The organism is Streptomyces flaveolus, from assembly GCF_014648815.1.
GTDB classification, from domain to species: Bacteria; Actinomycetota; Actinomycetes; order Streptomycetales; family Streptomycetaceae; genus Streptomyces; species Streptomyces flaveolus.
Genome location: NZ_BMRV01000028.1, coordinates 1 through 25219, shown reverse-complemented (window position 1 = coordinate 25219; position 25219 = coordinate 1). Strand labels below are relative to the sequence as shown.

The 25219-nt window shown below is 73.2% G+C and carries 20 protein-coding genes; 14 read left to right on the top strand and 6 right to left on the bottom strand.

Going from position 1 to position 25219, the window contains the following annotated elements:
• The first annotated feature begins 83 nt into the window (after nt 1-83).
• The gene (gene manB, locus IEZ05_RS35590; RefSeq protein WP_189234468.1) at nt 84-1169 is read left to right on the top strand and encodes a mannose-1-phosphate guanylyltransferase; all 1086 of its coding nucleotides are present in this window, start codon (nt 84-86) and stop codon (nt 1167-1169) included.
• 351 nt (nt 1170-1520) lie between these two features.
• On the opposite strand, the gene IEZ05_RS35585 is transcribed toward manB, so the two are convergent.
• The 4 genes from IEZ05_RS35585 to IEZ05_RS35570 all read right to left on the bottom strand — a co-directional run bounded on the left by IEZ05_RS35585 (nt 1521) and on the right by IEZ05_RS35570 (nt 5486).
• The gene (locus tag IEZ05_RS35585) at nt 1521-2531 is read right to left on the bottom strand and encodes a DNA-3-methyladenine glycosylase family protein (RefSeq protein WP_189234467.1); all 1011 of its coding nucleotides are present in this window, start codon (nt 2529-2531) and stop codon (nt 1521-1523) included.
• Between the two features lie 131 nt (nt 2532-2662).
• Nucleotides 2663-3970, bottom strand: coding sequence for a coenzyme F420-0:L-glutamate ligase (locus tag IEZ05_RS35580; RefSeq protein WP_189234466.1), 1308 nt, complete (start codon nt 3968-3970; stop codon nt 2663-2665).
• On the bottom strand, nt 3967-4926 hold the full coding sequence (gene cofD, locus IEZ05_RS35575; protein ID WP_189234465.1) for a 2-phospho-L-lactate transferase: 960 nt from the start codon (nt 4924-4926) through the stop codon (nt 3967-3969). The genes IEZ05_RS35580 and cofD overlap by 4 nt, the downstream gene beginning before the upstream one ends.
• A gap of 44 nt (nt 4927-4970) precedes the next feature.
• Nucleotides 4971-5486 (bottom strand): cysteine dioxygenase, encoded by a 516-nt coding sequence (locus IEZ05_RS35570; RefSeq protein WP_189234464.1) that lies wholly within the window; start codon nt 5484-5486, stop codon nt 4971-4973.
• 693 nt (nt 5487-6179) lie between these two features.
• On the opposite strand from IEZ05_RS35570, the gene IEZ05_RS35565 reads away from it, so the two are divergent.
• From IEZ05_RS35565 to IEZ05_RS35555, 3 genes are all read left to right on the top strand, one after another.
• Nucleotides 6180-6443, top strand: coding sequence for a WhiB family transcriptional regulator (locus IEZ05_RS35565; RefSeq protein WP_003975777.1), 264 nt, complete (start codon nt 6180-6182; stop codon nt 6441-6443).
• Between the two features lie 215 nt (nt 6444-6658).
• Nucleotides 6659-10384, top strand: a complete 3726-nt coding sequence (locus IEZ05_RS35560) for a glycosyltransferase family 2 protein (RefSeq protein ID WP_189234463.1) — start codon at nt 6659-6661, stop codon at nt 10382-10384.
• Complete coding sequence (locus IEZ05_RS35555; RefSeq protein WP_189234462.1) at nt 10381-11868, top strand: DUF5719 family protein; 1488 nt, start codon at nt 10381-10383, stop codon at nt 11866-11868. The genes IEZ05_RS35560 and IEZ05_RS35555 overlap by 4 nt, the downstream gene beginning before the upstream one ends.
• A gap of 33 nt (nt 11869-11901) precedes the next feature.
• Here IEZ05_RS35555 and IEZ05_RS35550 read toward each other — a convergent pair whose 3' ends face one another.
• Complete coding sequence (locus IEZ05_RS35550; RefSeq protein WP_189234474.1) at nt 11902-12354, bottom strand: metallopeptidase family protein; 453 nt, start codon at nt 12352-12354, stop codon at nt 11902-11904.
• 343 nt (nt 12355-12697) lie between these two features.
• Here IEZ05_RS35550 and IEZ05_RS35545 point away from each other — a divergent pair, with 343 nt between their 5' ends.
• From IEZ05_RS35545 to IEZ05_RS35505, 9 genes are all read left to right on the top strand, one after another.
• Nucleotides 12698-13072, top strand: coding sequence for a DUF3499 domain-containing protein (locus IEZ05_RS35545; RefSeq protein ID WP_189234461.1), 375 nt, complete (start codon nt 12698-12700; stop codon nt 13070-13072).
• A gap of 157 nt (nt 13073-13229) precedes the next feature.
• On the top strand, nt 13230-14846 hold the full coding sequence (locus tag IEZ05_RS35540) for an L-lactate permease (RefSeq protein ID WP_189234473.1): 1617 nt from the start codon (nt 13230-13232) through the stop codon (nt 14844-14846).
• 60 nt (nt 14847-14906) lie between these two features.
• Nucleotides 14907-16271, top strand: a complete 1365-nt coding sequence (locus IEZ05_RS35535) for a phosphomannomutase/phosphoglucomutase (protein WP_189234460.1) — start codon at nt 14907-14909, stop codon at nt 16269-16271.
• A 263-nt stretch (nt 16272-16534) separates the two neighbouring features.
• Complete coding sequence (locus IEZ05_RS35530) at nt 16535-16705, top strand: Trm112 family protein (RefSeq protein WP_007450268.1); 171 nt, start codon at nt 16535-16537, stop codon at nt 16703-16705.
• Between the two features lie 61 nt (nt 16706-16766).
• The gene (locus tag IEZ05_RS35525) at nt 16767-17894 is read left to right on the top strand and encodes an SIS domain-containing protein (RefSeq protein WP_189234459.1); all 1128 of its coding nucleotides are present in this window, start codon (nt 16767-16769) and stop codon (nt 17892-17894) included.
• Between the two features lie 61 nt (nt 17895-17955).
• Nucleotides 17956-19107, top strand: a complete 1152-nt coding sequence (gene manA / locus IEZ05_RS35520) for a mannose-6-phosphate isomerase, class I (RefSeq protein WP_189234458.1) — start codon at nt 17956-17958, stop codon at nt 19105-19107.
• Nucleotides 19108-19251: 144 nt separating this feature from the next.
• Entirely contained in the window at nt 19252-20226 is a 975-nt protein-coding gene (locus IEZ05_RS35515) for a cation diffusion facilitator family transporter (RefSeq protein WP_189234457.1), read from the top strand.
• A 322-nt stretch (nt 20227-20548) separates the two neighbouring features.
• On the top strand, nt 20549-22006 hold the full coding sequence (gene ahcY / locus IEZ05_RS35510) for an adenosylhomocysteinase (RefSeq protein WP_189234456.1): 1458 nt from the start codon (nt 20549-20551) through the stop codon (nt 22004-22006).
• Nucleotides 22007-22117: 111 nt separating this feature from the next.
• Nucleotides 22118-22756 (top strand): hypothetical protein, encoded by a 639-nt coding sequence (locus tag IEZ05_RS35505; protein WP_189234455.1) that lies wholly within the window; start codon nt 22118-22120, stop codon nt 22754-22756.
• Nucleotides 22757-22803: 47 nt separating this feature from the next.
• On the opposite strand, the gene IEZ05_RS35500 is transcribed toward IEZ05_RS35505, so the two are convergent.
• Complete coding sequence (locus IEZ05_RS35500; protein ID WP_189234454.1) at nt 22804-23760, bottom strand: RDD family protein; 957 nt, start codon at nt 23758-23760, stop codon at nt 22804-22806.
• A gap of 126 nt (nt 23761-23886) precedes the next feature.
• On the opposite strand from IEZ05_RS35500, the gene IEZ05_RS35495 reads away from it, so the two are divergent.
• Nucleotides 23887-24894, top strand: coding sequence for a stage II sporulation protein M (locus IEZ05_RS35495; protein ID WP_189234453.1), 1008 nt, complete (start codon nt 23887-23889; stop codon nt 24892-24894).
• The last annotated feature ends 325 nt before the right edge of the window (nt 24895-25219 follow it).

Below are 25219 nucleotides of genomic sequence, written 5' to 3'. Positions count from 1 at the left end.
TCGAAGGCGCCATGGAACGGTCTGCATACACTGGCCGGCCGAAACACAGTTCGGCCGGTCCCGGCAGGAAGCAGAGACGACAGGTGACAGAAGCGATCCTCCTGGTCGGCGGTAAGGGCACGCGGCTGCGCCCGCTCACGGTGCACACCCCGAAGCCCATGGTGAGGGCGGCCGGGGTGCCGTTCCTCACCCATCAGCTGGCGCGGGCGAAGGCGGCGGGCGTCGAGCACATCGTCCTCGCGACGAGTTACCTGGCGGAGGTCTTCGAGCCGTACTTCGGGGACGGCTCGTCCCTGGGCCTCCACCTCGAGTACGTCACGGAGGAGGAGCCGCTCGGCACCGGCGGCGCGATCCGCAACGTGGCGTCACGGCTGCACTCGGGCCCCGACGAGCCGGTGCTCATCTTCAACGGCGACATCCTGACGGGCCTGGACATCCGCGCGCTGGTGCGCACCCACGAGACGACGGGCGCGGACGTCTCCCTGCACCTGACGAAGGTGACCGACCCGAGGGCGTACGGCCTGGTCCCCACGGACGACACGGGCCGGGTCCTGGCCTTCCTGGAGAAGCCGCAGACCCCGGAGGAGATCGTCACCGACCAGATCAACGCGGGGGCGTACGTCTTCCGCCGGTCGGTCATCGACACCATCCCTGCGGGCCGCCCGGTCTCGGTCGAACGGGAGACCTTCCCGGAACTCCTCGCCACCGGAGCGCACCTCCAGGGCATGGTCGACTCCACGTACTGGCTCGACCTGGGCACCCCGGCGGCCTTCGTGCGCGGTTCGGCGGACCTGGTCCTCGGCCGCGCCCCGTCCCCGGCGGTGCCGGGCCGCTGCGGTGACCGCCTGATCCTGCCGACGGCCACCGTGGCGCCCGACGCCAAGCTGACCGGCGGCACGGTGGTGGGCGAGGGCGCCTTCGTCGCGGAGGGAGCGCGCGTCTTCGGCAGCACGATCCTGCCCGGCGCGGTCATCGAACCGGGGGCCGTCATCACCGACTCCCTCATCGGCACCCGCGCCCGCGTCGGCACCCGCTCGGTCCTCACGGACACGGTCATCGGCGACGGCGCGATCATTGGCGCCGACAACGAACTCCGCTCGGGCGTCCGCGTCTGGTGCAACGCCCACATACCCCCGGCCTCGGTCCGCTTCTCCTCGGACGCGACGTAACGAGACCGACTGCACCGCCCAGCCACGGGCAGCTCCGCCGCCGCCCCAGCCGCGGGCCGCTCTTCCCGTAGCTGCGGGCAGTCGTGCCTCCCCCAGTGCCTGAACCCCCTGGGAGGTACCCCGGGGGCGGTCCGGGTGGGCGGCGGTGGGGGTCCCCCGCTCATGGGGGTCCCCCGCGCGAGCGCAGCCGAGCGTGGGGGAGGCACCCCGCTGACGCCGGGCCGCGCGTCCCACCCCGCCCCGCACCAGCGCCGGGCATTCCGCAGCGCCGGGCATTCCGCCTGCGCCGGGGAGCGTCCCGCCCCGCACCACCACCGGGCACCTGTCAACGCGCCCCCGCACGTCGCCCCGTCAGAGCCGCTCGATCCCCCGAGGAGCCATCCGCGGCGCCCGCCTCCCCGGCACCCGCCCACTCAGCAACACCAGCCGAGCCGCCCGATGCCGCTGCCCGGCATACGGCTCCAGCAGCCGCAGCATCACCGCGTCGTCCGCATCCCGGTCCCCGCCCAGGGCGAACCCCACGATCCCCGGCAGATGCAGATCCCCCACCGTCACCGCGTCCGGCGCCCCATGACTGCGCTGTACGGTCTCCGCCGAGGTCCACGGCCCGATGCCGGACACCAGCTCCAGCCGCGCCTGCGCCGCCGCCGGCTCCATCCCGGCCGCCTCCTCCATCCGCGCGGCGACCCGCACGGCCCGCAGGATGGTCGAGGCCCGCTTGTTGTCGACCCCGGCCCGGTGCCACTCCCAGGACGGGATCAGCGCCCACGTCCGCGCCGCCGGCATCACGTGCATCCGCGCGGGCGCGGGCCCCGGCGCCGGCTCGCCGTACTTCCGTACGAGCAGCCGCCACGCCTGGTAGGCCTCCAGCGTCGTGACCTTCTGCTCCAGGATCGACGGGATCAGCGACTCCAGCACCAGCCCGGTCCGCGTCAGCCGCAACCCCGGACGCCGGTGCGAGGTGTGGGCCAGCAGCCGGTGCCGGGGCACGAACGCGGACGGGTCGTCGTCGGCGCCCAGCATCCGCGGCAGCTGCTCCAGCAGCCACTCCGCCCCCGGCCCCCAGGCCTCGCCCCGCACCTCACCGCCGCGCGCGGAGACCCGCAGCGTGCCCGGCCCGGCGGGCGTGAGGGTTGCCCGCCACACCGAGCCGTCCGGTGTCGTCCGGAAGGTCGGGTCGCCCGGCCCGCGCCGCAGCGGCCCGAGGACCAGCCCCAGCTCCAGCGGCCCGTCCGGCACCCACACCCGTACCTTTCCGGAGGCGACGGCCTGCCGGGGCACCGGCACTCCGGCCGCGGGCACGACGGTCTCCCCGCCGCGCACGGTCGTACGCGTGGGCCGGGGAGCGAAACGTCCTGCCACGATGAAGCCCCAGGGACGGGAAGCGGAGGGGCCCCTGCGGAACGAGAGGCCCCTACGAGGGTAGAGCGTCACCGAAGCCCGTCACGGCACCGCGACGAGATCCGCGCCACCGCCCCGCGACGCAGTCCGCGTCACCGCACCTCGATGAACGCCTCCGCGTCCCGCTCCGCCCGCGGCCGAGGCTCCTGGGCGGGATGCCCGACCGCGACGGCACCCATCGGGTCCCAGTCCTCCGGCAGCCCCAGCACCTCCCGCACGACGTCCCGGCAGAACATCGTCGAGGACACCCACGCCGAGCCCAGCCGCTCCCCGGCGAGCGCGACGAGCAGGTTCTGCACGCCCGCGCCGGTGGCGACCACGAACATCTCCCGCTCGGCCCCGTCGCGGCGCGCGTCCCCGTAGGTGTGCGAGCCGTCCATGACCAGGCAGGGCACGACGAGGTACGGCGCGTTGCGCAGCACGTCCCCGCGCCGCACCCGCTTGGCGATGGACTCCTCGCTCTTGCCGTCCCGCCTGAGGTCGGCGATCCAGGCGTCCCGCATCGCGTCCAGCAGCCGGGTGCGGGACTCGGCGGACTCCAGCAGCACGAACCGCCACGGCGTCGTGTGGTGCGGCGCCGGCGCCGTGACCGCCGCGGCGACCGCCCGGCGTACGGCACCGGGATCGACCGGCTCGTCCGTGAAGGCCCGTACCGTGCGCCGCTGGGTGACCGCCTGGCGTACCGCCTCGGACGTGCCGAGGCGGAACATGTCGTCGCGGGCGCCGCGCACCATGGCCCGCGCGCCCTCGCCGTCGTCCCCGGTCACGACCTGCGGCAGCCCGCTCACGACGGCCACGGGCAGCCCGGCCGCCTTGCCCTTGACCAGGTCGCCCGCGGCGGCGAGCTCGTCGGCGGTGGCGACGACCGTGGCGCCCAGCGGATTGCCGTGCGCGTCCGTGCCGCCGCGCAGGTCGTCGAGGACCCGCACGCCCGCGGCGCCGATCGCCACGTCGGTGAGGCCGGCCCGCCAGGGACGCCCGAACGTGTCGGTGACGACCACGCCGACGTCGACGCCCAGCGTGTCCCGCAGGCCCTCGCGGAGGGCCCGCGCGGACGCGTCCGGGTCCTCGGGCAGCAGCAGCACCGTGCCGGAGGGGGTGTTCGAGGCGTCGACCCCGGCCGCCGCCATGACCAGGCCCTGCCGGTTCTCGACGATGCGGAGCGCCCCGCGCCGGGCCACCACCCGCACGGTCTCGGCGTCGATCGCGGCCTCCCGGTCGGCGGCCCGTACGACGCGGCCCTCCGCCTTGGAGACGATCTTGGAGGTGACGAGGAGCACGTCCCCGTCGGCCAGCCCGGGCTCGGCCGCCGCGATCAGCTTGGCCAGGTCGTCGCCCGGCTGCACCTCCGGCAGGCCGGGGACCGCCCGGACCCGGTAGCCGGGAGCACGCTCGCTCACGCCTCCCGCACCTCCTCCGCCAGCGTCAGCGCCTCGCGGGCCATCTGGGCGGCGGCGTCGACGTCGGTCATCATCAGCGGCACGGCCCGGCAGAGGATGCCGGCAGCCTTCACCCGCGTCACGGCGTCCGCGTCGACCGTGTCGACCAGCCAGCCGTCCAGCAGTCCCGAGCCGTAGTGCTCGGCGACCGCCGCCGCCGTGGACTCCACGCCGACCGCCGCGAGGACCTTGTCGGCCATCCCGCGCACGGGCGCGTCCCCGACGATCGGGGAGAGGCCGACCACCGGCACCCCGGCGTCGGCGATCGCCTCCCGGATGCCGGGCACGGCGAGGATCGTGCCGACCGAGACGACCGGGTTGGAGGGCGGGAAGAGGATCACGTCCGCCTCGGCGATGGCCTCCAGGACGCCGGGCGCCGGCTTCGCCTGCTCGGCGCCGACCGGTACGACCGCCTCGGCGGGGACCGAGGCCCGCAGCCGCACCCAGTACTCCTGGAAGTGGACGGCCTTGCGCTCGCCGTCCAGCTCGACGGCCACGTGCGTCTCCACGCGGTCGTCGGTCATGGGGAGGAGGCGCACACCGGGCTTCCAGCGGTCGCAGAGCGCCTCGGTCACCGCGCTGAGCGGATACCCGGCACCGATCATCTGCGTCCGCACGATGTGCGTGGCGAAGTCCCGGTCGCCCAGACCGAACCACTCCGGCCCGACGCCGTACGCCGCGAGCTCCTCCTTGAGGTGGAAGGTCTCGTCGGCCCGCCCCCAGCCCTGCTCCTCGTTGATGCCGTCGCCGAGCGTGTACATCACCGTGTCGAGGTCCGGGCAGACCTTCAGCCCGAAGAGGTGGATGTCGTCGCCGGTGTTGCCGATGACCGTGATGTCCGCGTCCGGCGCGGCCCGCTTCAGACCACGCAGGAACCGTGCACCGCCGATGCCGCCTGCCAGAACCACAATGCGCATGTGCTTAGTCTCGCAGGCGGGCACGACACTGCGTCAGCCAGTCGTCACAGCACCCCGGCGCCGGCGTCCGCGTCGTGGGGCGCGGCGGCCGAGCACCGCGCGGAGTGCATGGGCATCTCGGTGAGGCCCGGGTAGTAGACGTGCAGGCTGACCGCCGGCTCCAGCGCGTCGTTGACCACCTCGTGCGCGTACCCCGGCGCGAACACCTTCTGCGTCCCCGCGCCCAGCGCGCGCGTGCCGCGTTCCGTGCGCTCGGTCAGGGTGCCGTCCAGGACCGTCCACACACCGGAAGAGGGGCCGTGGTCGTGGAGCCCGCTGCCCTGCCCCGGCAGCCAGGACAGCAGCCACACCTCGTAGCCGGGGCCGGTGCGCAGCCGGTGGTACCACCGGGTCGTCGCGTCGTAGCGGACGAGGTGCTCCCACTGGGAGCGGTCCGCGGCGAGGGACCGGAGCAGCCCGGCGAACTCGGCGACGGTGGCCGGGTGCTCGCGCGGTGCCTGGAGGAGGTGCGGGACTTCGAGGATGTCGCCGGCGATCTGGAGGTCGCTGTCGCTGTTCATGGGTGCGGTGGTTCCTCGCGGGAGAGTGCGGGGGAGTGGGGGGAGGAGCGATACGCGGAGAACGCCCTGGTCGGGGCGTGGGATCACACAGCCGGGTCGAGTGGACCCGGGTCAGCCGGAGCGTGGTGGCTCAACAGCCGGAACAGCGACAACAGCTACAGCGAGCGCGGGCAGCACCGTGGGACCCGGCGGTGCGGGTCGAGGCGAGTGCCAAGTTCGCGAGCATGCCCACAAGGACACCGGCTCACACCAGCACTGTCAACTTGATGCCCGTGATGTGGGACGTGTTTCACCTCATCCGGTCCATCTCGCAGGCGAAAGGTTTGCTCATGCGGGTTCCGGGACACATGCGGCACAAGCTGGGCGCACAACCCCCGTTGCGATCCTGTGATCCGAATGTGATCAGGTTCGCTTCGGCGTGTGTGTCGGAACGAGAACGAACGCCGGGGCGTCCTCCCTTGTACAGGCTCTGTGCGAGGGCGGGCGTTCCCGTGCCCCCGTCGGCATGACATGGTTTATGGCGATTTGAACACTTTCTGCATGGGCTTGGTTCTGCAGAGTGAATAAGGGGCCCAATAGCAGATCTCGGCTTGACTCGCCCGGAGCAGCACACTTGTAATTTCACTCGTGTCGTTCAGCCGGAATCGATAACGGCTGGATCACGGGGACGCGAAAGACGGACGAGGGGCGCACATGACCGAGCTGGTGCAGCAACTGCTGGTCGACGACGCGGACGAGGAGCTCGGCTGGCAGGAGCGCGCACTGTGCGCCCAGACCGACCCCGAGTCCTTCTTCCCCGAGAAGGGCGGTTCCACCCGGGAGGCCAAGAAGGTCTGCCTCGCCTGCGAGGTCCGCTCCGAGTGCCTCGAGTACGCCCTCGCCAACGACGAGCGCTTCGGCATCTGGGGCGGCCTGTCCGAGCGTGAGCGCCGCCGTCTGAAGAAGGCCGCCGTCTGACCCGGCGTCCGCTCCGGCGTCCGGCCCGCCGTCCGGCGCACGGCGCACTCCCTCTGTACACAACGGCATGAACGGCCCTTCGCGGGTGGGTTGTCCACAGGCGGCGGGCCGTCGTCATGGCCAGCCGATAGTGTGGGCGCTCGTCCGAGACGCCCCGTCGTTCCCCACAGGCACGGGTGTCCACCGCAGTCCATCGAACCGGGGCCCGTACCTCGATGTCCGTGCACAGCCACCCGGCAGCCCAGCAAGACCTCGCTGCCGCACCTGAGTTCCCGCGCCACGTGGTGACCGCGGTCCTCGTCTCCCACGACGGAGCCCGCTGGCTGCCCGACGCGCTCGCCGGGCTGCTCGGCCAGGAGCGCCCCGTCCAGTACGCCGTGGCCGCCGACACCGGCAGCGCCGACGACTCCGCCCGGCTGGTCACCGAGGCCCTCGGCGACGACCGCGTGCTGCACCTCGCCCGGCGCACCGGCTTCGGCCAGGCCGTCGAGGAGGCCGCGCGCACCGCACCGCTCCTCACCCCCGAGGACCTGGCGTACCTGCGGCGGCCCAGCGGCTGGGACCCCGTCACGCGCACCTGGCGCGACGACGCCTACGACCTTCCCGAACTGCCGCACGGAGAGCCGGTGCAGTGGCTGTGGCTGCTGCACGACGACTGCGCCCCCGAACCCGACGCCCTGGCACAGCTGCTGCGCGTCGTGGACAACGAGTACGAACTCGGCCGCGAGGACGTCGCCGTCGTCGGTCCCAAACTCCGCGGCTGGTACGACCGCCGGCAACTGCTGGAGGTCGGCGTCTCCATCGCCAACTCCGGCCGCCGCTGGACCGGCCTGGACCGCCGTGAACAGGACCAGGGCCAGCACGACCACGTCCGGTCCGTCCTGTCCGTCTCCACCGCCGGCATGCTGATCCGGCGTGACGTCTTCGAGCGGCTCGGCGGGTTCGACCGCCGGCTGCCCCTGATGCGCGACGACGTCGACCTGTGCTGGCGCGCGCACGCCGCCGGTCTGCGGGTCCTGGTCGCCCCGGAGGCGGTCGTGCGCCACGCCGAGGCGGCCTCCCGCGAACGCCGCGCCGTCGACTGCGCGGGGCGCACCACCGCCTCCCCGCACAAGGTGGACAAGGCCGGCGCCGTCCACACCCTTCTCGTCAACGTCCGCACCGCCGCCCTGCCCTGGGTGCTGCTGCGCCTCGTCCTCGGCACCCTGCTGCGGACCCTCGCCTATCTCGTCGGCAAGGTCCCCGGCCAGGCGCTGGACGAGATCCGGGGCCTGCTGAGCGTTCTGCTGCGACCCGAGCGCATCATCGCGGGACGGCGCGAACGCGGGCGCCCGCAGGTCGAGAAGGAGGAACTGCGCTCCCTGTTCCCGCCCCCCGGCGCGACCATCCGCGTCACGGTCGAACAGGTCGCGGGCAGTCTCGCCGGCAGCTCCGACGCCGAAACGGCCACGGGCGCCGGGCGGCACGGCGGCGGCATCGAGTCCGGACCGGGCGGCGACGACGCCGACTTCCTCGAGATCGAGCAGTTCGCGCGCCTCAAGCGCATCGCCCGCAAACCCGGCCCGGTGCTCTTCCTGGTGCTGCTGCTCGTCTCCCTGGCCGCCTGCCGCGCACTCCTCGGCGGCGGCGCGCTCGCGGGCGGGGCGCTGCTGCCCGCCCCGGCCGACGCCGGCGAGCTGTGGTCGCGGTACGTGGACGCCTGGCACACCGTGGGCACCGGCGGCACCGCCTCCGCGCCGCCCTACCTGGCGATCGTCGCCACGCTCGCCTCCGTCCTGCTCGGCTCCACCGGACTGGCCGTCACCCTGCTGCTGGTCTGCTCGGTGCCGCTGGCCGGTGTCACCGCGTACTTCGCTTCCCGCCCGCTCGTGCCCTCCCGGCTGCTGCGCGCGTGGGCGGCCGTCGCCTACGCCTTCCTGCCAGCCGCCACCGGCGCACTCGCCGGCGGCCGCATCGGCACCGCCGTCCTCGCCGTGCTGCTCCCGCTCGCCGCGCGCGCGGGCGTCGCGGCCGCCGGTCTGACCGGCCAGTCCGGTACGCGCGGCAGCTGGCGCGCCACCTGGGCGTACGCGCTGCTGCTGACCGTCACCACCGCCTTCACGCCCGTCGTGTGGCCCATCGCGCTGCTGCTCGGCGCCGGCGTCCTGGTCCTTCGCCGTGGCGACATCACGGCGTACGGGCTGCGCCTGCTCGCCCAGCTCGGCACGCCCCTGCTGCTGCTCGCGCCCTGGTCGCTGACGCTGCTCCCGTTCGGCTTCTTCGACGAGGCCGGTCTGGAGTACGGCTCCTCGGCCGCCTCCGCGCTCGACCTGCTGGGCGCCAGCCCCGGCGGCCCCGGCACGGTCGGCGGGCTGGTCCTCATCGGCATCGTGCTGGCCGCGCTGGCCGCCCTGCTGCGCTCCGAGCGGCAGCTGGCGATCCGGACGGCCTGGGCCGTCGCACTGGTCGCCCTCGTCCTCGCGGTCCTGTCGAACCGTTCCGCCTGGGCGGGTCCGGCCACCCTCGTCTACGGCATCGCCCTGCTGTCCGCCGCCGCCCTGGGCGCGGACGGGGCACGCTCGCGCGTCGCCGAGCAGAGCTTCGGCTGGCGTCAGCCGGTCGCCGCGCTCATCGCCCTCGCCTCGGCCGTCGGCCCCCTGATCGCCGCCGCCGGCTGGATGATCGGCGGCGCCGACGGGCCGCTGGAGCGCCGCGACCCCTTGCAGGTCCCCGCGTTCGTCGCCGAGGACAGCGTCACCCGCGACCAGGCCCGCACCCTCGTCCTCGACAGCGACTCCGCCGCCCATGTGAGCTACATGCTCGTGCGCGGCGCCGGGGTCCGCCTCGGCGACGGCGAACTGGCCGCCGACGGGGGGAACAGCGGGCTCGACAAGGTCGTGGCCAACCTCGTGGCCGGCTCCGGCGCCGACCAGGCCGATCAGCTCGGCGGCTTCGCCGTGCGCTACGTCCTCGTGCACAAGGGAGCCCCCCGCGACGTCGTCCGCGTCCTGGACGCCACGCCGGGCCTGAGGCGGCTCAGCCAGCAGGACGGCAGCGGGCTGTGGCAGGTGGACCGGGACGTCGCACGCGCGACCATCGTGTCCGGCGGTGACGCCGCCACCGGTGAGCCGGAGCCGGTCGCCGCCGGGCCCGTGGAGATCCACACGAAGATCCCGTCCGGCGCCGAGGGCCGTGTGCTGCGCCTCGCCGACACCGCCGCCGACGGCTGGACGGCCACCCTCGACGGCAAGCCGCTCACCCGCACCACGGTCGACGGCTGGGCCCAGGGCTTCGAACTGCCCGCCTCCGGCGGTCGGCTGGACGTCACCTACGACGATCCGTTCACGCACACCGCCTGGTTGTGGGCCCAGGGCCTGCTCGCCGTGGTCCTGGTGGTCCTGGCCCTGCCCGGCCGGCGCCGCGACATCGACGACGACCTGCCCGACGAGCCGGTCGTCCCCGCGCAGGCCGTCGCCGGCGAGGGACGCCGGGCGCGACGGCTGCGGGCCCAGGCGGAGGCCGAGGCGGACGCCGGCACCGGGGCGGAGGCCGGGACGGCGGACCCCGCCGCGGCCCCGGCCCCGCCGCAGGAACCCCCGGTGACGGTTCCCCAGCAGGCGCCGCCCGGCGCATGGGACCCGTCCGGTTACCAGGGCGCCGAGTACGGCTCGTACGGCTCGTACGGCGGCGAGCAGTACCCGGACGCCCAGCAGTACGACCCGGCCGCCTACGGGCAGCAGCAGCCGTACGACCCGGCCGCCTACCAGGGCGCCCAGGACGGCCAGTACGAGGCGGGCCCGTACGACCCGTACGCCTACGGCGACCCGAACAGCGCCGGCACCTATGACCCGGCGTACGACCAGGCGTACGGCCAGGGCGGATACGACACGCCGTACGACCCTTCCCAGGCCCACCAGCCCCACGGCCCGGGCAGTGAGCGTCCCGACGGGAGCCAGCAGTGAACCGCACCACCCTGTCCCTGATCGCCGGCGCCACCGCGCTCGCCGCCGTCACCGGATTCGCGGCGCTGTCCACCCCGGACGCCTCCGGCGCGGACCCCGCCGGCACGGCGGCGGCCCGGCTGCCGGTGGAGCGCACCAGCCTGCTGTGTCCGGCACCCAGCACCTCCGACCTGGCCGAGACGTCGTACACGTCGTTCACGCCCGTCACCAAGGGCACCGAGGACAAGGGCAAAGCCCAACTCGCCGCCGCGACGGCGGAGTCGGGCGAGAAGGGCGACGCGAAGGCCGGCAAGCCCGTCGTCCAGCCCAAGGCCCCCGGCACCCCGGTCACCGCGAAGACCACCGGCGCCGACACGCCCGCGTTCGTCGGCACGGCGGAGGGGAGCTACGCCCCCGGCTGGACGGTGCAGCAGACCACGGAGGTCGCCGCCGGCACGGGCCGCGGCCTGCTGGGCGTTGACTGCACCGCGCCGGACACGCAGTTCTGGTTCCCCGGCGCCGCCACGACGGCCGACCGCACCGACTACGTGCACCTGACGAACCCCGACGACTCGGCCGCCGTCGTCGACATCGAGCTCTACGGCAAGGACGGCGCCGTGAAGACGTCGGTGGGCGACGGCATCACGGTGCCCGCCCACGGCAGTGAGTCGATCCTGCTGTCCACGCTCAGCGACACGCAGGAGACCGACCTCACCGTGCACGTCGGCGTGCGCAGCGGTCGGGTCGGGGCCGCGGTGCAGGCCCTCAGCGACAAGACCGGCGGTGACTGGCTGGCCGCGGCCGCGGACCCCGCCGGCAGCCAGGTGCTGCCGGGCATCCCCAAGGACGCCACGGCCGTACGGCTGGTGCTGTTCACGCCCGGTGACACCGACGCCGACCTGAAGGTGCAGCTCGCCTCACCGACCGGGCTGATCACGCCCGCCGGCCACGAGACGGTGCGCGTCAAGGCGGGCATGACGACGGGCGTCGACCTCGGCGCGGTCACGCTCGGCGAGGCGGGGTCGCTGGTGCTGACGCCGACGGACCGGTCCGTGCCGGTCGTGGCCGCGCTGCGGGTGGTCCGGGGCAAGGGCGACGGGCAGGAGACGGCGTTCATCCCCGCCTCGGGCCCGGTCGGCGCGCGCGCCACCTCGGCGGACAACCGCGCCAAGGGCACCACCCTGTCCCTGGCCGCGCCCCGGGAGGCCGCGCAGGTGAAGGTCACGGCGTCGGCCGGCAGCGAGGGCGGTACGACGGTGTCCCGGACGTACACGATCAAGGGCGGCACCACTCAGGACGTGGCGCCGCCGGTTCCGGCCGGTCTGAAGGGCACCTATGCGCTGACGGTCGAGCCGGTGTCCGGCGGCCCCGTGTACGCGGCCCGCACGCTGACCCAGCCGGACAACGACGACGCGGCGGCCTTCACGGTGCAGACCCTCCCGGACGACCGAGGGACGGTGGCGGTCCCGGAGGCCGAGGAGAACCTGTCCGTGCTGCAGCGGTGACGAGCCACCGGCCGGTCCCGTCCGGCCGGCCTCTCAGTCCTCCCCGTACCGCGGATCCACCGTCTCCGGCGTGAGCCCGAGCAGCTCCGCGACCTGCTCCACGACCACCTCGTGCACCAGCGCCGCCCGCTCGTCCCGCCCCTTCGTGCGGATCTCGACGGGCCGCCGGTAGACGACCACCCGCCCCCGCCGGCCGTCCTGCGCGGGCACCGTGCCGCCCAGCGGCACCGCCTCGTCGTTCCAGACCTGCCCGGCCCCGTCCAGCCGCGGCACCTCGAGGACGTGGAAATCGATGTCGGCGAGCTGCGGCCACCGCCGCTCCAGGCGCTCGACGGAGTCCTGCACCAGGTCCGCGAACAGGTCGGAGCGGCTGGCGGCGAGCGGAACCTGCGGCGGTGCGATCGGGCCGCGCATGCCCCGGCCGTGGCGATCACGACGGCGGGGTCCTGGGCGGCCGGCCTCACGGGGCGTCACGGGGTTGTCCATCACTGGTGAAGGGTAGTCCCCGCCGCCTCCGCGCGCCGGACCGCGCACGACTCACCGGCGGCCGTCGCGGCGCGCCGGACCGGATGTCATCGGATGACCATTCCGGCCAAGGTGGGGCTCAATTCGGTATCTCTCCGTGACCATGGATCTCATGGCAAATGTCGCTGTTTGTATCAGCTTATGACCGCCCGCGCGCCTGTCCGGCATCTCGAAAATCGGCGTCGCCGCAGGTCACGCGCGTGCGCTCAGCGACGACAGTGGCCCGTCTCACATCGCGACACGGTGGTGCGACGTGGCGGGGGATCGTCGCGGCCCGCTCAAGAGTGCGGTACCGTCCAACATCGTGAGCCCTGTACGTCGCTGTTCGCGCACCGCCTGCGGCCGTCCCGCCGTCGCGACGCTGACGTACGTCTACGCCGACTCGACCGCGGTCCTCGGCCCGCTCGCCACCTATGCCGAGCCCCACTGCTACGACCTGTGCGCCGAGCACTCCGAGCGCCTCACCGCCCCGCGCGGCTGGGAGGTCGTCCGGCTTCTCGACGGTTCGGCCCCGGCCCGCCCCAGCGGCGACGACCTGGAAGCGCTCGCCAACGCGGTGCGCGAGGCCGCCCGCCCCCAGGAGCGCGCGGCGGGAGCCGCCGGCGGGACGCGATCGGCCGACCCGATGGAGGTCGCGCGGCGCGGCCACCTGCGCGTCCTGCGCTCGCCGGACAACTGAGTCCCGCCCGCTGCGGCCGTCGGTGCGCCGCGGTCACCGGCGCCCTCTCCTGAACATCCACTTCCCGCACGCCCATTGACGTCGCCTTGTCGCGGACACGACCATTCCGGAAGTCGCGAGAAAACGCTTTCGCATGGCGGAATCCGGGGAGGCGCCCGTGTACGTCCAGGAACTGGAACCCCTCGCCGACTCCCTCGGCCTGTCCGCCCTCGTGGCGGCCCTGCCGCTGGTGATCGTCCTCGTCCTGCTCGGCGGCGTCCGCATGAAGGCGCACCTGGCGGGCCTCACCGGCCTCCTGGCGGCCGTACTCGTCGCCTGGCTCGCCTACGGCATGCCGCTGGACCAGACGGTCTCCAGCGCCGCGCAGGGCGCCGTGTTCGGGCTCTTCCCCATCCTGTGGATCGTCGTCAACGCCCTGTGGGTCTACCGGATGACCGTCCGCACCCGGCATTTCGACATCCTGCGCCGCTCCTTCGGCCGGCTCTCCGACGACCCGCGCATCCAGGCGCTGGTCGTCGCCTTCTGCTTCGGCGCCCTCCTCGAGGCCCTCGCCGGGTTCGGGGCGCCCGTCGCGATCTGCTCGGTCATGCTCGTCGCGCTCGGCTTCGACCCCGTGCGCGCGGCGGTCGTCTCGCTGGTCGCCAACACCGCACCGGTCGCCTTCGGCGCGATGGGCACCCCCGTGGTCACACTCGCCCAGGTCACCGGGCTCCCGCTGGACGACGTCGCCTCCGTGGTGGGCCGCCAGACACCCCTGCTGGCCCTCGTCGTCCCCCTGCTGTTGGTCGCCCTGGTGGACGGGCGGCGCGGACTGCGCGAGACCTGGGTGCCCGCCCTGGCCTGCGGCGTGGCCTTCGCCGTCGCCCAGTTCGCCGCCTCCAACTACGTCTCCGCCCAGCTCGCCGACATCGGCGCCGCCCTGGCCGGCGCGGGCGCCCTGGTCGCCGTACCGCAGCCCCGCAGGCCGGCCGCCGAGCCCGTCCGGGCGTCCGTGCCGACCGGCGCCCGCAGCGAGGAACCCGACGAGGACGACCCCCGCCGGGAGGTGCTGCGCGCCTACGCCCCGTACGCCCTGATCGTCGCCGTCTTCTCGGTCGCCCAGATCCCCGCGGTCAAGGACTGGCTGGCCAAGGCGACCCAGACGTACGACTGGCCGTTCCTGGGCGTGGCCGATCCGCAGGGCAGGCCCGTCGGCGGCAACGTCTTCTCCTGGCCGATCGTCTCCACCGGCGGCACCCTCGTGCTCCTCGCCGGGCTGGCCACGGCCGTCGTCCTAGGCGTCCACGCGCGCGCGGCGGTCAGGGAGTGGCTCGCGACCGTGCACGAACTGCGGTACGCGATCCTGACCGTCACCTCCGTGCTGGCCCTCGCCTACGTCATGAACCTCTCCGGGCAGGCCGCCACCATCGGCCACTTCGTCGCGGCGGCCGGCGCCGGACTCGCCTTCCTCTCCCCGGTGCTCGGCTGGTTCGGCGTCGCCGTCTCCGGCTCGGACACCTCCGCCAACGCCCTCTTCGGCGCACTCCAGGTGACCGCCGCGCGGGAGTCCGGGCTGTCGCCGGAGCTGCTGGCCGCCGCCAACAGCTCGGGCGGCGTGCTCGGCAAGATGATCTCCCCGCAGAACCTCACCATCGCCTGCGCCGCCGTTGGCCTCGCCGGCCGCGAGGGCGACCTGCTCCGCAAGGTCCTGCCGTGGAGCCTCGGCCTGCTGCTGGTGATGTGCCTGATCGTGGTCGGACAGTCCACGCCGGTCCTGGGCTGGATGCTGCCCTGACCCGTGCCGGTGCCTACGGGTAGTTTGTGGGCTCCGACAGGACTTTCAGGAAGGTTGGCCGTGGCTGCTGATCTGTCGCAGATCGTGAAGGCGTACGACGTACGCGGTGTGGTCCCGGACCAGTGGGACGAGTCGCTGGCCGAGCTGTTCGGCGCGGCCTTCGTCGAGCTGACCGGCGCGGACGCCATCGTGGTCGGCCACGACATGCGGCCCTCCTCCCCGGGCCTGTCCGGCGCCTTCGCGCGCGGGGCGGCCGCCCGCGGCGCCGACGTGACCGAGATCGGCCTGTGCTCCACCGACCAGCTGTACTACGCCTCCGGCGCGCTGGACCTGCCGGGCGCCATGTTCACCGCCTCGCACAACCCGGCCCAGTACAACGGCATCAAGCTGTGCCGCGCCGGTGCGGCGCCCGTCGGCCAGGACACGGGCCTCGCGGAGATCCGCGCCCTCGTGGAGGGCTGGAGCACGTCCGGCGCCCCGGAGCCGTCCTCCCGCCAGGGCACGGTCACGCGGCGCGACACCCTCGCCGACTACGCGGCCCACCTGCGCTCCCTCGTCGACCTCACCGCCATCAGGCCCCTGAAGGTCGTCGTCGACGCGGGCAACGGCATGGGCGGCCACACCGTCCCCACGGTCTTCGCCGGCCTGCCCCTCGACCTGGTGCCGATGTACTTCGAGCTGGACGGCACCTTCCCCAACCACGAGGCCAACCCGCTCGACCCGGCCAACCTCGTCGACCTCCAGAAGCGCGTCCGCGAGGAGGGCGCCGACCTCGGCCTCGCCTTCGACGGCGACGCCGACCGCTGCTTCGTCGTCGACCAGAACGGCGACCCGGTCTCCCCGTCCGCGGTCACCGCCCTCGTGGCCGCCCGGGAACTCGCCCGCAACGGCGGCAAGGGCACCGTCATCCACAACCTGATCACCTCCTGGTCCGTGCCGGAGGTCGTGAAGGAGAACGGCGGCACACCGGAACGCACGCGCGTGGGCCACTCCTTCATCAAGGCCGAGATGGCCAGGACCGGCGCCATCTTCGGCGGCGAGCACTCCGCGCACTACTACTTCCGCGACTTCTGGAACGCCGACACGGGCATGCTGGCCGCCCTCCACGTCCTCGCCGCCCTCGGCGAGCAGGACGGCCCGCTGTCCGCCCTCGTCGCCGAGTACGACCGCTACGCCGGTTCCGGCGAGATCAACTCCACCGTCGCCGACCAGGCGGCCCGCCTCGCCGCGATCCGCGCCGCGTACGAGGGCCGCGACGGCATCACCCTCGACGAACTCGACGGCTTGACCGTCACCGCGGCCGACTGGTGGTTCAACGTCCGCCCGTCCAACACGGAACCACTGCTCCGCCTGAACGCGGAGGCCCGCGACGAGGCAACGATGACAAGGATCCGCGACGAGGCCCTGGCGATCATCCGCTCCTGACCGCGACCGGCCGGCCGCTGTCCCGCACAGCTGCGGGCAGTCGTGCCGCTGGGGCGGCACGGGTGGGCGCAGCGGCACCCCGTAGCGCCGGGCCGCGCAACCTCCCCCCGCACCGGCGCCGGGTGCGCCCGTAGCGCCGGGCAGCCCGACCCGCACCGGCGCCGGGTGCCGCACATGCACCGGACACCGACACCGGCCCCACGACCGGCGGTACCCTGACCAGCACATCCACACAAGCCCCACCGCCCCCGAAGGGAACCCCCATGCCGCTCGAAGCCGGCCTCCTGGAGATCCTCGCCTGCCCGGCCTGCCATGCCCCCCTCAAGGAGCAGGACGCGGAGCTGATCTGCACCGGCCAGGACTGCGGCCTGGCGTACCCGGTCCGCGACGGCATCCCCGTCCTCCTCGTCGACGAAGCCCGCCGCCCCGAGTAACCGCCGGCCAGGCGCCGCGCCCGCGACCGAACGAACGCCCCGGCGATCGGAGACTGCCGCCATGCTCGACGAATCGCTCCTCGACGCCCCGGACGGCCTCGCCGAGGCCGACCGCCGCGGTCTGCTCCGCGGCGCCGCCGAGGCCGGTGCCCGCGTACGCACCGCCGCCCGGCTCGCCGCCGAGGCCGGCGTCGGCAACCTCAAACCGGACGGCCGCCCCCGCGCCGTCCTCATCGCCGGCCCCGGAGCCGCCGCCACCCACGCCGCCGACCTCCTCGGCACGCTGGCCGGCGCAGGCAGCCCCGTCACCCGCCTCGCCCCCACCGGCGTAGCGGCCGCCGCGGGCGCCCTGCGCTGGGAACTGCCCGGCTGGGCCGGCTCCGTGGACCTCCTGCTCATCGCCACTCCCGACGGCTCCGAACCGGGCCTCGCCCTGCTCGCCGAACAGGCCTACCGCCGCGGCTGCACGGTCGTCGCCGTGGCCCCCGACCGCTCCCCGCTCAGCGAGTCGGTCAACGGCTCCCACGGCCTGTTCATCCCGATGGCGACCGCCCCCTACGACCACGACGAGCCCCTCGCCGGCGCCGCCCCGGGCGTCCTGTGGGCGCTGCTCACCCCGCTGCTCGCCCTGCTGGACCGCACCGGCCTGCTGGAAGCGCCGCCCGAGGCCGTGGAGAAGGTCGCCGACCGCCTCGACCAGGTCGCCGAACGCTGCGGGCCCGCCATCGTGACGTACAGCAACCCCGCCAAGACCCTTGCGGCCGAGGTGGCCGACTCCCTGCCCGTCGTCTGGACCGAGGGCACCTCCGCCGGACCGGCGGGCCGCCGCTTCGCCGCCGCGCTCGCCGAACTCTCCGGCACCCCCGCCGTCGTCGCCGAACTCCCCGAGGCCCTCGCGGCACACAGCGCCCTGCTCGCCGGCCGCCTCGCCGCGGCCGCCGACCCCGACGACTTCTTCCGCGACCGCGTCGACGAGGCACCCGCCCTGCACGCGCGCGTGGTCCTGCTGCGCGACCGCCCCAGCGGCGGCCTCACCGCCGCACCCAGCGCCCGCGACCTGGCCCTCGGCCACGACACGCCGATCAGCGAGCTCGAACCGGAGGCGGGCGGCGAACTGGAGACCCTCGCCGAACTGATCGCCATCACGGATTTCGCCGCCGTTTACCTGGCGCTCGCTTCCGGCGCCTGATCTCGTACCCACACGGCACGCACCAGGACAAGCACCGCGCACGCACCGGCAGAGAGAGCCCATGGACCGCCTCGACAACACCGTCCGCCCCTACGCCTGGGGCTCCACCACCGCCATCCCGACCCTGCTCGGCACCGAGCCGACCGGCGAACCGCAGGCGGAGATGTGGATGGGAGCCCACCCCGGCGCCCCCTCCCGCACCGACCGGGGCACCCTCGCCGACGTCGTCGCCGCCGACCCCGAGAGGGAACTGGGCCCCGCCTCCGTCGCCAGGTTCGGCCCGCGCCTGCCGTTCCTCCTCAAGCTCCTCGCCGCGGGCGCCCCGCTCTCCCTCCAGGTCCACCCCGACCTGGCCCAGGCCAAGGAAGGCTACGCGGACGAGGAACGCCGCGGCGTCCCCCTGGACGCCCCGCACCGCAACTACAAGGACGCCAACCACAAGCCCGAACTGATCTGCGCCCTCACCGAGTTCGACGGCCTGTGCGGCTTCCGCGCGCCGACCGACACGGCCGACCTGCTCGACGGCCTGGGCGTCGCCTCCCTCAAGCCGTACGTCGACCTGCTGCGCGCCCACCCCGAGGACGCCGCCCTGCGCGAGGTGCTCACCGCGATCCTCACCGCCGACCCCGAGGAGATGTCCCGCACGGTCGCCGAGACCGCGGCCGCCTGCGAACGCCTCGGCGGCGCCTACGCGCCCTACGCCGGCATCGCCCACCACTACCCGGGCGACCCCGGCGTCCTCGCCGCCCTCCTCCTCAACCACGTCCGGCTCCAGCCCGGCGAGGCCCTGTACCTGGGCGCCGGCATCCCGCACGCCTACCTCGACGGCCTCGGCGTCGAGATCATGGCCAACTCCGACAACGTCCTGCGCTGCGGCCTGACCCCCAAGCACGTCGACGTCCCCGAACTCCTGCGCATCGTCCGCTTCGAGCCCGGCGACCCCGGCGTCCTCCGCCCGGAGGCGTCCCCCGACGGCGAAGAGGTCTACGACACCCCGATCGACGAGTTCCGCCTCTCCCGCTACGTCCTCCCCGAGGGCGCCGCCCCCCACGACCTCACCCTCCCCGCCCCGCAGATCCTGCTCTGCACGGCGGGCTCCGTACGGGCGGGCGAGCACGACCTCACCCCCGGCCGGTCCGTCTTCGTCCCGGCGGGCGAAAAGGCCGAAGTGTCCGGCAACGGCACGCTCTTCCGTGCCACCGTGCGTGTCTGACGGGAATGCGGCAACCCGGTCAGGCGCACCGGCGCCCGGCCGGGCTGCAACAATGACCCACCGCAAAGGACGGGCAAAGCCGATACCGGCCCAGCCCCCCAGCGGCGTACACACGCAGGCGAAGGCGAAGGGACAACGCGACAGATGAGCGCGTCAGGCGGCACCAAAGCGATCGTGGCGGCACTCGGCGCCAACCTCGCGATCGCTGTATCGAAGTTCGTGGCGTTCCTCTTCAGCGGCTCGTCGTCGATGCTGGCCGAGTCCGTGCACTCGCTCGCGGACTCCGGCAACCAGGCACTGCTGCTGGTCGGCGGCAAGAAGGCCCAGCGCGAGGCCACCCCGCAACACCCCTTCGGCTACGGCCGCGAGCGCTACATCTACGCCTTCCTCGTCTCCATCGTGCTCTTCTCCCTCGGTGGCATGTTCGCCCTCTACGAGGGCTACGAGAAGATCAAGCACCCGCACGAGATCGAGCACTGGTACTGGCCCGTCGGCGTCCTCGTCTTCGCGATCATCGCCGAGGGCTTCTCCTTCCGCACCGCCATCAAGGAGTCCAACACCCTGCGGGGCAAGCAGTCCTGGAAGGAGTTCGTCCGCCGGGCCAAGGCCCCCGAGCTGCCGGTCGTCCTCCTGGAGGACCTCGGCGCACTCGTCGGCCTGATCCTCGCCCTCGGCGGCGTCGGCCTCGCCCTGCTCACGGGCGACGGCGTCTGGGACGGCATCGGCACCCTGTGCATCGGCGTTCTGCTCGTGCTGATCGCGCTCGTCCTGGCCGCCGAGACCAAGTCCCTGCTGCTCGGCGAGTCCGCGGGCGCCGAGGACGTCCGGAAGATCGAGGCCGCGGCCGTGGACGGCGACACCGTCACGCGCATCATCCACATGCGCACGCTCCACCTCGGGCCCGAGGAGCTCCTCGTCGCCGCCAAGATCGCCGTCCGGCACGACGAGACGGCCGCAGAGATCGCCACCGCCATCGACGCCGCCGAGTCCCGCATCCGTGAGGCCGTCCCGATCGCCCGCGTCATCTACCTCGAACCCGACATCTACAGCGAGTCCGAGGCCGCCAAGGGCCCCGACCGCGAAGCCACCCCGGGCGGCCCGGCCATCGGCCACCACTGACGCCCACGCCTCCACCCGACCGGGGCCCGCCGAACCTCTCGGCGGGCCCCGGTCGTGCTGCGCGCACGCACGGAACGGCCGGAAGTCCGCGGAGGCGGACTGGGGACGAACGGTTCAGCGGTGTAGCTTGGGACGGAGCCAGACGTCGCTGCTGATGGCGGTCGGGCGGTCCGAGGACGGACCGGCCGAGGGAGAGAGGGCCTCCGACGGACTGCGCTGCGCGTACGCGGGCATGCCTGTGTCCTCTTCGGGGCACCCCTGTGTCCGCCGCCGCGCAGGTCAGCCGTAACCACCTCGATCCCAACCCGAGGAGCAGCCCGTAATGACGACTGTCGACAACCGACAGGACTTCAAGGTCGCCGACCTCTCCCTGGCCGAGTTCGGCCGCAAGGAGATCACCCTCGCCGAGCACGAGATGCCCGGCCTGATGGCGATCCGCAAGGAGTACGCCGAGGCCCAGCCGCTCGCCGGCGCCCGCGTCACCGGCTCCCTGCACATGACCGTGCAGACCGCCGTGCTCATCGAGACCCTCGTCGCCCTCGGCGCCGAGGTCCGCTGGGCCTCCTGCAACATCTTCTCCACCCAGGACCACGCGGCCGCCGCCATCGCCGTCGGCCCCAACGGCACGCCCGACAACCCGCAGGGCGTCCCCGTCTTCGCCTGGAAGGGCGAGACCCTCGAGGAGTACTGGTGGTGCACGGAGCAGGCGCTGACCTGGCCGAACACCCCGACCGGCGGCCCGAACATGATCCTGGACGACGGCGGTGACGCCACCCTCCTCGTCCACAAGGGTGTCGAGTACGAGAAGGACGGCAAGGTCCCCTCGCCCGACACCGCCGAGTCCGACGAGCACCGCGTCATCCTCGAACTCCTCACCCGCACGGTGAGCGAGAGCCCGCAGAAGTGGACCCAGCTGGCGTCCGAGATCCGCGGCGTGACCGAGGAGACCACCACCGGCGTCCACCGCCTGTACGAGATGCACCGCGACGGCACCCTGCTGTTCCCGGCGATCAACGTCAACGACGCCGTGACGAAGTCGAAGTTCGACAACAAGTACGGCTGCCGCCACTCTCTGATCGACGGCATCAACCGCGCCACCGACGTCCTGATCGGCGGCAAGACCGCCGTCGTCTGCGGCTACGGCGACGTGGGCAAGGGCTGCGCGGAGTCCCTGCGCGGCCAGGGCGCCCGCGTGATCATCACCGAGATCGACCCGATCTGCGCCCTGCAGGCGGCGATGGACGGCTACCAGGTCACGACGCTGGACGAGGTCGTCGACAAGGCCGACATCTTCGTCACCACGACCGGCAACAAGGACATCATCATGGCCTCGGACATGGCCAAGATGAAGCACCAGGCCATCGTCGGCAACATCGGCCACTTCGACAACGAGATCGACATGGCCGGCCTCGCGAAGATCCCCGGCATCGTCAAGGACGAGGTCAAGCCGCAGGTCCACACCTGGACCTTCCCCGACGGCAAGGTGCTCATCGTCCTCTCCGAGGGCCGCCTGCTGAACCTGGGCAACGCCACCGGACACCCGTCGTTCGTGATGTCCAACTCGTTCGCGGACCAGACCCTGGCCCAGATCGAGCTGTACACCAAGCCCGACGAGTACCCGACCGACGTCTACGTGCTGCCCAAGCACCTGGACGAGAAGGTCGCCCGCCTCCACCTCGACTCCCTCGGCGTCAAGCTGACCACGCTCCGCCCGGAGCAGGCCGAGTACATCGGCGTCAAGGTCGAGGGCCCCTACAAGGCGGACCACTACCGCTACTGAGTCACCGGTTCCTCCGAGGCAGGCCCCCGCACCCCCGTGCCGGGGGCCTGCCCCATTGGCGCCACGCCCGCATCAGCGGCCGGACCAGCCCGTCACCACCCAGGACCACCCATGCCCCGCGGCCGTTATTCGCTCCACGATCCGCACGACCACACCCCCCTCGCGGAAGAACACTTCCAGTGCGCCCCCGGCCCCTCCGGCTGGCGCTACGTCTCCCGGCTGACCACCCCCACCGGAGACCACCGCGGCTCCGTCGACCTCGCCCTCGACGAACTCGGCCGCCCCATCCGCCTCGAACTCCACGCCGCCGACTGGCAGGTGCGCGGCGCTGCCATCGACGGCGTCACCTGGGTCCGTACCGACCCCACCGGAGTCCACGCCACCGAAGGCAATGTGCGCGCCCACGCCTTCACCGGCACGTCCCCGGCCTTCCTCGTCGCCACCGCCCGACTCCTGCGCCTCACCCCCTCCGCATCAGCCACCCGCGTACGCCTCGTCGCCCTCACGGATCCGGTCCTCGCCCCCCGCACCGTGGACCAGTCCTGGGCACTGGTGAACAGCGAAGCACACGCCACTGACAACGGCCCCCTCACCGTGGACGAATACCAGGTCACAGCCCTGGACACGGGCGAACAGCACGCCGTGCACATCGCCGGAGACGTCGTGCTCGCGGCCCCCGGCATCGAGCTGGAGGACCTGGAGTCACCGCCGTCGGTGTTCCCCTCACCGGAACCGGGCGCCGGCACATGACGCGGTGAGTCGGTGAGGCGGTAAGCGGGACGCGCCGGCGGCAACCGCTACTCCGGCGGAACGAACCCGGTGGCGGGACGCTCCCCCTGCGCCGCGTCCCGCGGCACGACCGGCGGCCGGGGACCTCGCGGCGCCGCCGTCGGAGGCAGCACCGGAGGAGTCACCAGGGGAGCCGACGGCGACGGGTACGTCACCGTCGGCGCCGACGGCAGAGGCGCGACCGGCGTCGAGGCAGGGGCCGCGCCCTGGGGCGTACCGCCGCCGAAGGCCCGCCGGGCCTCCCGAGCCTGTCGTTCCTGCAGCACCACCGCCAGGTACGCGGCCGGCGGTACACCCTGCGGCGCCGGAGCACCCGTACGGGCCGCGACATCAGCGGCGAGCCGCTCCGCCATGGCCCAGCCGACCTGCGGATCCAGCTGCCCCATCCGCGCGAGGTACTGACGGACGGCGAGCCACAGACCATCAGGGACCGCGGACAGATCGAGCTCCGAGAAGCGCCCCGCCAGCCACGGCGGAGGCGGCGGCAGAAAGCCCGTCGGCGCGACCGGCACCCGTTCCCGCACGACGAGAGTCCCGGCGAACACGTCACCGACGCGACGACCCCGCGCCGAGACCAAAGAGGCGATGCAGGCCACGACCCCGAGGGTCAGCAGGATCTCGACCACCCCGATCAGGCCCCGCACCAGCGCGTGCCGGAACCGGATAGGCCCACCGTCGTCCCGCACCACCCGCAGTCCGCACGCCATCTTCCCCAGCGACCGTCCGTGGCTGAGCGTCTCCACCGCGATCGGCCCGCCCACCAGCACCAGGACGAAAACGGCGAGGGACAGCGCCGTCTGGGCCGCCATGTCCAAGGACGAGGTCGACGCCACCAGAGCGACGGTGGCCGCCACGTAGGCGGCCACGGCCACCGCAAGATCGAGCAGGACGGCCAGCGCCCTGCTGGGCAGCCTCGCGGGACGCAGCTCCAGCGCCACCGCCTCGCCCGTCACCAGCTCACTCACGCCTGCCGCCCTTCCCCTGGCTGCCCCCGTCCTCGCCAGTCTGCCAAGCTGAGGACGCACCGCGCCGCAGTACGACAAGCTGATCCACGACGAGCCGCCGACGATAGCCGAGGAGCAGGCACACCGATGGACCTCGACGTCTTCGTCTCCGCCCATCGGGCGGAGTGGGACCGCCTCGACGCTCTGCTCCGGCGCCGGCGCCGACTCACCGGTGTGGAGACCGATGAACTCGTCGCCCTGTACCAGCGCACGGCCACCCACCTCTCCCTCATCCAGTCCAGCGCCCCCGACCCGCAGCTGACCGGACGGCTCAGTCAACTGGTGGCACGCGCGCGCAGTGCCGTGACAGGTACCCGCCGAGCCTCATGGCGCGATGTGACCCGGTTCCTGACCAGGCAGTTCCCTGCCGCCGTCTACCGGGCACGCCACTGGTGGGTCCCTACCGCGCTCCTGTCGACGGCCGTCGCGGTACTCCTGGGCTGGTGGATCGGCGCCCACCCCGAGGTGCAGGCCACCATCGCCGCCCCCAGCGAGCTACGGGAGCTCACCCGCCCCGGCGGCCAGTACGAGACGTACTACTCCAGCCACCCCGCGGCCTCCTTCGCCGCACAGGTCTGGACGAACAACGCCTGGGCGGCCGCGCTCTGCCTGATCCTCGGCGTCTTCCTGGGCCTGCCGGTCATCTGGATCCTGTTCCAGAACATGCTCAACCTCGGCGTCGGGTTCGGCCTGATGTCGTCGGCCGGCCGCCTCGACACCTTCCTCGGCCTGGTCCTGCCCCACGGCCTGCTCGAGCTGACCGCCGTCTTCGTGGCCGCGGGCACCGGCCTGCGTCTCGGCTGGACCCTCATCGACCCGGGCCCGCGCACTCGGCGCACCGCCCTCGCAGAGGAGGGCCGGGCCGCCATCGGCATGGCGATAGGCCTGGCCCTGGTCCTGTTCGTCTCCGGCGCCATCGAAGGCTTCGTCACCCCGTCGGGCTTGCCCACGTGGGCCCGCATCACCATCGGTGTGCTGGCCGAACTGGTCTTCCTGGCCTACGTCTACCTGCTCGGCGGCCGTGCGGTACGCGCCGGGGACACGGGGGACGTCGACGAGGCCGAGCGGAGCTCCGGCGTGCCGACGGCCGCCTGATGTGCATCAGCCCCCGTCGAGCTGCTACTGTCCTCTTCGTTCCCGCAAGAGCCGTTGACACGGAGCGAGCGGGGAGGTAGATTCAAACAGTTGCCGGTAGATGGGGTCACCCCAGAGGCGACGGTGAGCATCTACACGCTTCCTCCTGGATCATCGAATTCGGAGAAGCCATCCTCCCGATTAATCGGAAATGAACGGCCGGTCGGACCGCCCCGAAACTTCTGATAAAGTCGGAACCGCCGGAAAGGGAAACGCGAAAGCGGGAACCTGGAAAGCACCGAGGAAATCGGATCGGAAAAGGATCTGATAGAGTCGGAAACGCAAG

Excerpts from the sequence above, each read along its gene's own strand:
- cofD (WP_189234465.1), bottom strand. The coding sequence starts at position 4,926 with ATGCGCATTGTGGTTCTGGCAGGCGGCATCGGCGGTGCACGGTTCCTG.
- IEZ05_RS35570 (WP_189234464.1), bottom strand. The coding sequence starts at position 5,486 with ATGAACAGCGACAGCGACCTCCAGATCGCCGGCGACATCCTCGAAGTC.
- IEZ05_RS35565 (WP_003975777.1), top strand. The coding sequence starts at position 6,180 with ATGACCGAGCTGGTGCAGCAACTGCTGGTCGACGACGCGGACGAGGAG.
- IEZ05_RS35560 (WP_189234463.1), top strand. The coding sequence starts at position 6,659 with ATGTCCGTGCACAGCCACCCGGCAGCCCAGCAAGACCTCGCTGCCGCA.
- IEZ05_RS35550 (WP_189234474.1), bottom strand. The coding sequence starts at position 12,354 with ATGGACAACCCCGTGACGCCCCGTGAGGCCGGCCGCCCAGGACCCCGC.
- IEZ05_RS35530 (WP_007450268.1), top strand. The coding sequence starts at position 16,535 with ATGCCGCTCGAAGCCGGCCTCCTGGAGATCCTCGCCTGCCCGGCCTGC.
- IEZ05_RS35525 (WP_189234459.1), top strand. The coding sequence starts at position 16,767 with ATGCTCGACGAATCGCTCCTCGACGCCCCGGACGGCCTCGCCGAGGCC.
- manA (WP_189234458.1), top strand. The coding sequence starts at position 17,956 with ATGGACCGCCTCGACAACACCGTCCGCCCCTACGCCTGGGGCTCCACC.
- IEZ05_RS35515 (WP_189234457.1), top strand. The coding sequence starts at position 19,252 with ATGAGCGCGTCAGGCGGCACCAAAGCGATCGTGGCGGCACTCGGCGCC.
- ahcY (WP_189234456.1), top strand. The coding sequence starts at position 20,549 with ATGACGACTGTCGACAACCGACAGGACTTCAAGGTCGCCGACCTCTCC.
- IEZ05_RS35505 (WP_189234455.1), top strand. The coding sequence starts at position 22,118 with ATGCCCCGCGGCCGTTATTCGCTCCACGATCCGCACGACCACACCCCC.
- IEZ05_RS35495 (WP_189234453.1), top strand. The coding sequence starts at position 23,887 with ATGGACCTCGACGTCTTCGTCTCCGCCCATCGGGCGGAGTGGGACCGC.